This window comes from Crocinitomix catalasitica ATCC 23190, from assembly GCF_000621625.1.
Taxonomy (GTDB): domain Bacteria; phylum Bacteroidota; class Bacteroidia; order Flavobacteriales_D; family Crocinitomicaceae; genus Crocinitomix; species Crocinitomix catalasitica.
The window spans coordinates 202758-210204 of the sequence record NZ_KK211318.1; the positions used below are offsets into that span (position 1 = coordinate 202758).

Below are 7447 nucleotides of genomic sequence, written 5' to 3' on the forward strand. Positions count from 1 at the left end.
TTTTTATTAACTAACAATGTTTTAAGAATTATTATTTTTTAGATATATCAGGGAATGCCGATTTGTATTCCTCATATCGCTGCATAATTTCGGTCACATACTCAAAAGTCTCAATTCCTCGGCAATAACCAGCTCTTACAATTTTGTCGCCATAATATTTTGGATGTGAGAGGTTTTTTACCATAATAGCAACATTATCGTCCCAAATACTATCCTTCAAATTGTGTTTTCTTGCCAACCGTCTTCCGTCATCAATATGTCCTCTTCCTGCATTATAAGTGGCTAAAGTGAATTTTATGCATTCTAAACTGTCACTAATTACTTTCTGCCATTGCCTATAATTCTTATTTAGTTTTCTGATACCAGCTCTAAGCTGACTTTCTGTAGATGAACTCGTATCAATACCATAACTTATTGCGGTAGCAGGCATAAATTGAAAAATTCCGAAAGCTCCAGCCCAAGAGGTTTTCCAGGTTTCAAATTTTGACTCTTGATAAATGACTGCAGATATTAAGCGCCAATCCCAACCAATCTTTTCGCTTTCACTTTTTATTATTTCATCATATGGAGAAAGTATATTGCCACTTAAAGACGAATAATTCGAATTGGCTTTTCTAGTTAGATTTTTTCTCGTAAAATACTTGCGTTTAACTTCTGCTATCGTCGACCGGTTTTCCTTGGCTAAAAGCCATTCGTTAAGCTCATTAATTAATTCAGGTGAGTCTTTTCGGGTAGCGAACCCCAGTGCTTGGTCATCGCTCAATTTTAAACTGATGTCTAAATTGGGATAATAATTTAAATCTATTTTCGCAACATTCTCATCAGCAATGGTATAATCAATTAATCCAATGCTTACCATTCTAATGAGCTCAGCTGTAATCAGGTCACCATCTGTTGGGGCTATATTTATTGATAAGTTTAGTTGTTTGTTCAGTAATTCTAAATGACTGAAGTAAGATGAGTTTTTCCAAACATGAACTTTTTTTCCAGATAATTCTTCGATATTTTGAATCAAAGTGTCTTGAAGTTCTTTTTTGTTTAACTCTTTATGATTCTCAGGCTTACGTTGAATTAATACTTGATGTGAGATTAGATGAGGTTCAGTGAAAGCGAGATAGGCTTGCCTTTCTTCTGTTATGGTTAAATTGCACGCAATGATGTCTCCTTCTTTATTGTCTAATAAGTTGAGCATTTCATCCAAATCATTCACCATTCGAATTTGTAATCGGATGTCTTTATCTTTAGCGAATTCGTGTAATAACTCGTATTCGTATCCCATGTTTCGCCCACGATAGATAAAATAACTTACCGGACTATTTTCTGCGAGGACTACAAGTACAGAATCCTTTTTGATTTCGTTCCAATCTCGGCTGGGCACGGTTTCAACCTTCGCCCTTTTCTTCCTGATTTCACTACAGGATTGAATTGTTAGGCACGCAAAAAAAAGTAGAAAAAGGAATTTATGCATAGTACCTCATTTTATGATTTGAGAATCAAACAAATTGATTCGTCAATAAAACTAAGAAAATTTATATCAAATCGTCAATATAACGCTTAGAATTCATTAAAATCTCATCCATGAAAATTTTAAAATGCTGATCTATAGTGTCTTTTTCTCTTTTATAGATCTCCATACACTTTAATAAGTCATTCTTGAAACCTAATCTTCTGGAAAATTGCCAAAGAATCATTTCTATGCCTTCTTCAGTATCGTATTGGTATAGCCACTTATATTGTTTTAATTTCCGATACAAGAAACAAAACTCCTCCTCTAAATAAATAAGATTTTTGTCGGTCTCTTTGTAAATAATTTGTATGAAATCAGCATATGTTTCGTTCGAATAATCCGACCAGTTCTTGATGATATAATGATCGAGAAGGATATCGCTGGCAATGAAAGCAACCTTGGTGACGCCTTCATTTTGAAATATCTTTCCAACAGACTTTATTCTTGCCGAAGTATCAGTAAAATTATCAATGAATCGATGTAAATGAATGCCTTGTTGAATATGGTCCGGTAAATAAGTGAATTTATCTAGATTACCTTTATAAGAATCACCAGCAAAGTTGCCCGCAATTAATTGAGGTTGATTACGAGCGATATAGGCATGTCCAATAAAATTCAAATCCTAGTTTTCTATACCAACCTTAAAATCGGATGTAAAGTGGAATTTAATATTTGGATAATCAGCTTGTGCCATTTGTAAAAGGAAAGGTGTCTCTGCTAAAAATACAAAGTTATCATCTTTATCCTTTGCAATATATACTGATTTAGCTTTAATAAATTGCTCCAATTCTTTTTGGTTATCCGTTGTCATCCAACATGCTTTGAAATACCTTTTAGGGGTAAAAGCACATTTTGCTCCATATTCATGCTCAAGTCGATAAGCGATAACGTCAAATTGAAGTTGACCAACTGTTCCAACAATTTTTCTATTACCAGGTTGTTGAATGAATAATTGTGCAACACCCTCGTCAGTTAATTGTTGAATTCCTTTCTCTAATTGTTTAGATTTCATCGGATCTTTATTCTCAAGCTCCATGAAAATTTCTGGAGAAAAACTAGGAATTCCTTTGAATGAAAATTCGGATCCTTCTGTTAATGAATCGCCAATTTTAAAAGTACCAGTATCGTAAAGTCCAATCACATCACCAGGAAAGGCTTCGTCAATTACACTCTTGTCCTGTGCCATAAAAGAGGTTGGATTCGCGAATTTTATTTTTTTATCTAAACGAACGTGATTATAAAAGGTGTTTCTTTCGAATTTTCCGGATACTATTCTTAAAAACGCGATTCTATCCCTGTGTTTAGGATCTAAATTGGCATGTATTTTAAAAATGAAACCGCTGAATTTTTTATCATTTGGCTCTATAAAACCCATGTCTGTTTCACGGCCTAATGGTGAGGGTGAAATATCGAGGAATGCTTCAAGCAATTCTTTGACACCAAAATTATTAATAGCACTACCAAAAAATACAGGAGCTACTTCACCTGAAAGATAGTCCTCACGATTAAAATGATCATAAACTCCACTAACAAGATCTAATTCTTCTCTTAGTAAATCAGCTTCGTTGTTTCCTATTTGTTCATCCAAATCACTCGAATTGACATCTTCAATTTGAATGACTTCTTCGGAGATTTTAGTTTTGTTCGCTGCAAATAAGTTAAGCTCTTTACTGTATATGTTATAAACGCCTTTAAAAGTCGCTCCAATTCCAATTGGCCACGATAAAGGACAAACTTTAATTTTAAGAATTTCTTCTAATTCATCTAATAAATCAAACGATTCACGACCTTCTCTATCCAATTTATTTATGAATATGATTACCGGCGTCTTACGCATTCGGCAAACTTCCATCAGTCTTTTCGTTTGCGCCTCAACACCATTCGCACAGTCAATAATTAGAATAACACTATCAACAGCAGTTAAAGTTCTATATGTGTCTTCCGCGAAATCTTTGTGACCGGGTGTATCAAGAATATTGATTTGTTTGTTCAAATATTCGAACGCCATTACAGATGTCGCAACAGAGATTCCTCTTTGTTTTTCAATCTCCATGAAATCGGATGTAGCCGTCTTTTTTATCTTATTATTTTTAACTGCTCCGGCTGTTTGAATGGCTCCACCAAAAAGTAATAATTTTTCAGTTAAGGTCGTTTTACCCGCATCGGGATGCGATATAATGGCAAATGTTCTCCTTTTCTCTATATCTGAATTGTGTTTCATGTATTGCTCTGTAAAGAATAAGAATTTTAACTTATAATTGTCAAAATTGCTTTTATAAGGCACAAAAGTAAGCTTTTTACTATATTTGCCGCTTATGTTTTTAAGAAAACCGTATTTTTTACTCACATTTTTCTTCTTATTATTCATATCGTTTTCGTTTCAGGACGGGAAGATCGGTAAGTTAGATTCTTCAGTTTCGTTGAAGATTGATGAAGTTGATTCTACTTCAATAGAGCAGAAAATAGTGTTTGATAATTATGCAGAAAATCTTTATCATATTTTAGCGGATACAGCACTTGATTTTCATGCTTTCAAAACCGGTTTAAAAGGATACTATGTTTTGGCTGCTCAAAATAAATTAACCAGAACCGACACTTTTGCAATTATTGATTTCTCAAAACCTTCAAACGTCGAAAGGTTTTATATCGTCGATCTATGTTCGAATAAAATTCTCCATAAAAGTTTAGTAGCGCATGGGAAAAATACTGGGGGCTTATTTGCTGAAAATTTTTCCAATAAACCTAATTCGTTAAAAAGTAGCATTGGTTTTTATCTCACAGGCGAAACTTATCGTGGAAAGTTCGATTTGGCTTTAAGATTAGAAGGTTTAGAATATACAAATAGTAAGGCTAAAGATAGGGGAGTGGTAATTCATGCTGCGGATTATGCAACTAAACAATTTCTAAGAAATAATGGCGGGCAATTAGGTCGTTCATATGGTTGTCCTGCTTTGCCGCATAAAGAATTCGATCAGGTTGTTGATTGGATTAAAGGTGGAACATGTGTCTTTGCTTATTACCCTGATGAAGTATATCAAATGCATTCTAAATTAATCAATTCGAATGATTATTTAAATGGATACCTCCAGTAGCGTCTGTTTTCTCATATTAACTTTATATTAAACTTCTGTATCTAATTAATTCCTAACGCTTAACAGTGGTTATAATTCTATTTCTTGAATTGTTTGATTCATAGTAGCTTGATTGAATACATGTTCGTACATATAATTTAAAGCTAACCTTTCGTTAATTTTTACGTAGTAATTCTATCGAGTAAATAGTTTATTTCATCAATCGAGATGAGCTTACTAACATTTTATTGTTAATCTTTGCTCCGATTAAATTTAGTTAATTGAATTAAATATTATGATACGTAAAAAACAGATTAAGAATTGGATTGCCGCTTTAGGGTTGGTGATTTTGGTATCACCGAGTTTATACGCAGGTGTTAATGATGTTATTGAATGGCCCGTTCAATCACAAGATCAACCAAAACATGCAGACGCGTTTACTTATAAAGTAGATCAAACGAAGGGTAAAATATTTTTTACTTGCATTGCCGATATTCCATTCGAGCAAGCTGTTTTTACAATAACAACCGAACAAGGAGAGGTGTTATTGACTGAAGAAGTAGAAATGATAAATGGTCAAATTTTTAAGGTTTTATCGATGGATAAATTTAAAAATTCTAGCATTAAAATTTCTGTTTCTTCGGAAGATTATTTTTATCAAGAAGTAATTAGATTTTAAATATTTAATGAAAGAAATTATGAGAAACATATACTTATTATTAATATCTCTTTCAATTGGTTTAACAGGCTTTTCACAAACAGTGGTGTCGTTTAATCAGCGTTTTGAAACTACGCAAAGAGGAAATATCGATTTTATTACCAATACTATTCTTGAATGTAATTCCAGTATTGGTGGAAGTGGATCAGTTGCAGGTAAGTTAGCATGTGGCTTAGGTGTTTTAGATACTCAAGCGCCTCCAACATTTACTGACATTAGTCAAAACAATGATCATGGCGTAGATTATATCGATATCGATAGTGACCCGTTGACGTTTAGTTCTAGTTCTGATAGTATTCATTTGGCACCTTGTAGTGAAATATTATTTGCTGAAATTTATTGGGGTGCAAAAGTGAGAACTGCTGATGCGAGGTATGCGAATAGAAATCAAATAAAAATTGGTGTTGATGGTGGTGCTTATACTACCATAACTTCAGATACTTTAATTGATAACACAGAAGGGTATGACTCTTATCACTGTAGAGCTGATATTACGGACTTAGTTCAGTCAAACCCATTGCAAGCTATTTATACGGTTGCAGATATGTATGCGCGAATAAGTGGTACAAATAACTGGGGTGGATGGAATATTGTTATTGTATACAGAAATGATCTAGAAGTAAGACGAAATTTGACGGTTTATGATGGAGTTGTAAATGTTGAAGGGTTAACAGATGTTGATATAAGTATTGATGGTTTTATTACACCGCCTACTGGAGCTGTAACTTTTGATGTAGGTGTATTTGGCTATGATGGAGATAGAGGTTTTGTTGGGGATGAATTATTGTTTGATGGAGGTTCAGGCTACCAAAACATATTCAATACAACCAACCCGATAGATGATATTTTCAATTTTAGTATAACAAAACGAGATGTAGTTAGTACTTCTCAATCTCCACTTATTTTAAATAATATAAGTATTGATGCGGATATTTTTTCACCAGACAATAGTGCCTTTGATTTTATTGGAAATTCTGCAACTTCTGCAGAAATTCGTTTGACTACTGGTGGTGAAACAGTACTTAGCCAAGTAATAACACTGGCAATTGATGTTTACGAACCAGATGTTAGAGCGTCAGTAACTGTTGAAGATTTAAATGGAGGTGATGCTTTTCCTGGGGATACATTAAAGTATACAGTTAAAGGGATTAATATAGGATCTGATCCTGCAATCAATGCATTTGTTACCGATACAATTGAAATGAACGCAAATTATGTTCCAAATTCAATTGAAATTACTTACGGTCCGAATTTAGGAATTAAAACAGATGCTGCTGGTGATGATCAAGCGGATTATGATGCCGCTAACCGAACGATTAAAGTTCGAATTGGAACTGGTGCGGATGATGCAGATGGTGGAACGGTGTTAAACGATCCAACTGGTGCAGATAGTACAATTTTTACTTTCCTTGCTGTTATTGTTGATGATTGTATCAACTTATTCTGTGATAATATTGTAGACAATAGGGCATTTATTTATGCTACTGGACCATCTTCTGGAACAGTTTTTAATAATGGTAGTAATCCTGGTGTTTTTGATGTGGATGGTTGTCCAATTATTGGAACGACTCAAACAACTGTTAATATTTCAGGATGTAGTTTTCCTCCAGATACAACGGTGGCAGTTTATTGTTCAAATATTGAATTTGCAGATTTTCCATACGAAGGTTATGATTATTTCGATGATGCTTTTGCACCAGTAACGGAAGCTGTTGGTGTTGGAGATTATTATGGGATTTATGAAGCTTATGATGGTTGTACTGATACAGTTCAAATAACAGTTGCGTCTTATGTTCTAGGACCGACTGTAGCAGATGCTGGGGCAGACCAAACACTTTGTATTGATCCGGGAACTACTACTTTAGATGGTAATGAGCCTGTTGAAGGAACTGGTCTTTGGACTGTTCTTGCTGGTGGTGCAACAATCGATTCACCAACAGATTTTGATTCAGAAATATCTGATTTGACTGTCGGTGTAAATACTTTTCAATGGGCTATTTCAACACTTGTTTGTCCTGAAAGTTCTGTAGATGAAATCACAATTAATGTGGATGCAGAACCTACTACAGCAGATGCTGGTGAGGATCAAACGGTATGTGAAGATCCAGGAACAGCTACATTGGCTGGTAATGATCCTGCAATTGGAACAGG

General features: G+C 34.2%; 6 protein-coding genes. 3 read left to right on the plus strand and 3 right to left on the minus strand.

The genetic code is table 11. The annotated features are described in order from the left end of the window. Positions 1-31: 31 nt before the first annotated feature. The 3 genes from T367_RS23255 to T367_RS0119425 all read right to left on the minus strand — a co-directional run bounded on the left by T367_RS23255 (position 32) and on the right by T367_RS0119425 (position 3728). Positions 32-1468 carry an MltF family protein gene (locus T367_RS23255; RefSeq protein WP_035846374.1) on the minus strand — a complete coding sequence of 479 codons (1437 nt, stop codon included), beginning with the start codon at positions 1466-1468 and terminating at the stop codon, positions 32-34. A 61-nt stretch (positions 1469-1529) separates the two neighbouring features. Next, complete coding sequence (locus tag T367_RS0119420; protein ID WP_027421317.1) at positions 1530-2126, minus strand: ACP phosphodiesterase; 597 nt, start codon at positions 2124-2126, stop codon at positions 1530-1532. A 3-nt stretch (positions 2127-2129) separates the two neighbouring features. Further along, complete coding sequence (locus tag T367_RS0119425) at positions 2130-3728, minus strand: peptide chain release factor 3 (protein WP_027421318.1); 1599 nt, start codon at positions 3726-3728, stop codon at positions 2130-2132. Positions 3729-3822: 94 nt separating this feature from the next. Between T367_RS0119425 and T367_RS0119430 the strand changes: the two genes are divergently transcribed. From T367_RS0119430 to T367_RS23260, 3 genes are all read left to right on the plus strand, one after another. After that, positions 3823-4599, plus strand: coding sequence for a murein L,D-transpeptidase catalytic domain family protein (locus T367_RS0119430; RefSeq protein WP_051568688.1), 777 nt, complete (start codon positions 3823-3825; stop codon positions 4597-4599). Positions 4600-4873: 274 nt separating this feature from the next. Beyond that, positions 4874-5257, plus strand: a complete 384-nt coding sequence (locus tag T367_RS0119435; protein ID WP_027421320.1) for a hypothetical protein — start codon at positions 4874-4876, stop codon at positions 5255-5257. Between the two features lie 7 nt (positions 5258-5264). Then, positions 5265-7447: hypothetical protein (locus tag T367_RS23260; protein ID WP_035846383.1), on the plus strand; the 2183-nt coding region annotated here is incomplete at its 3' end.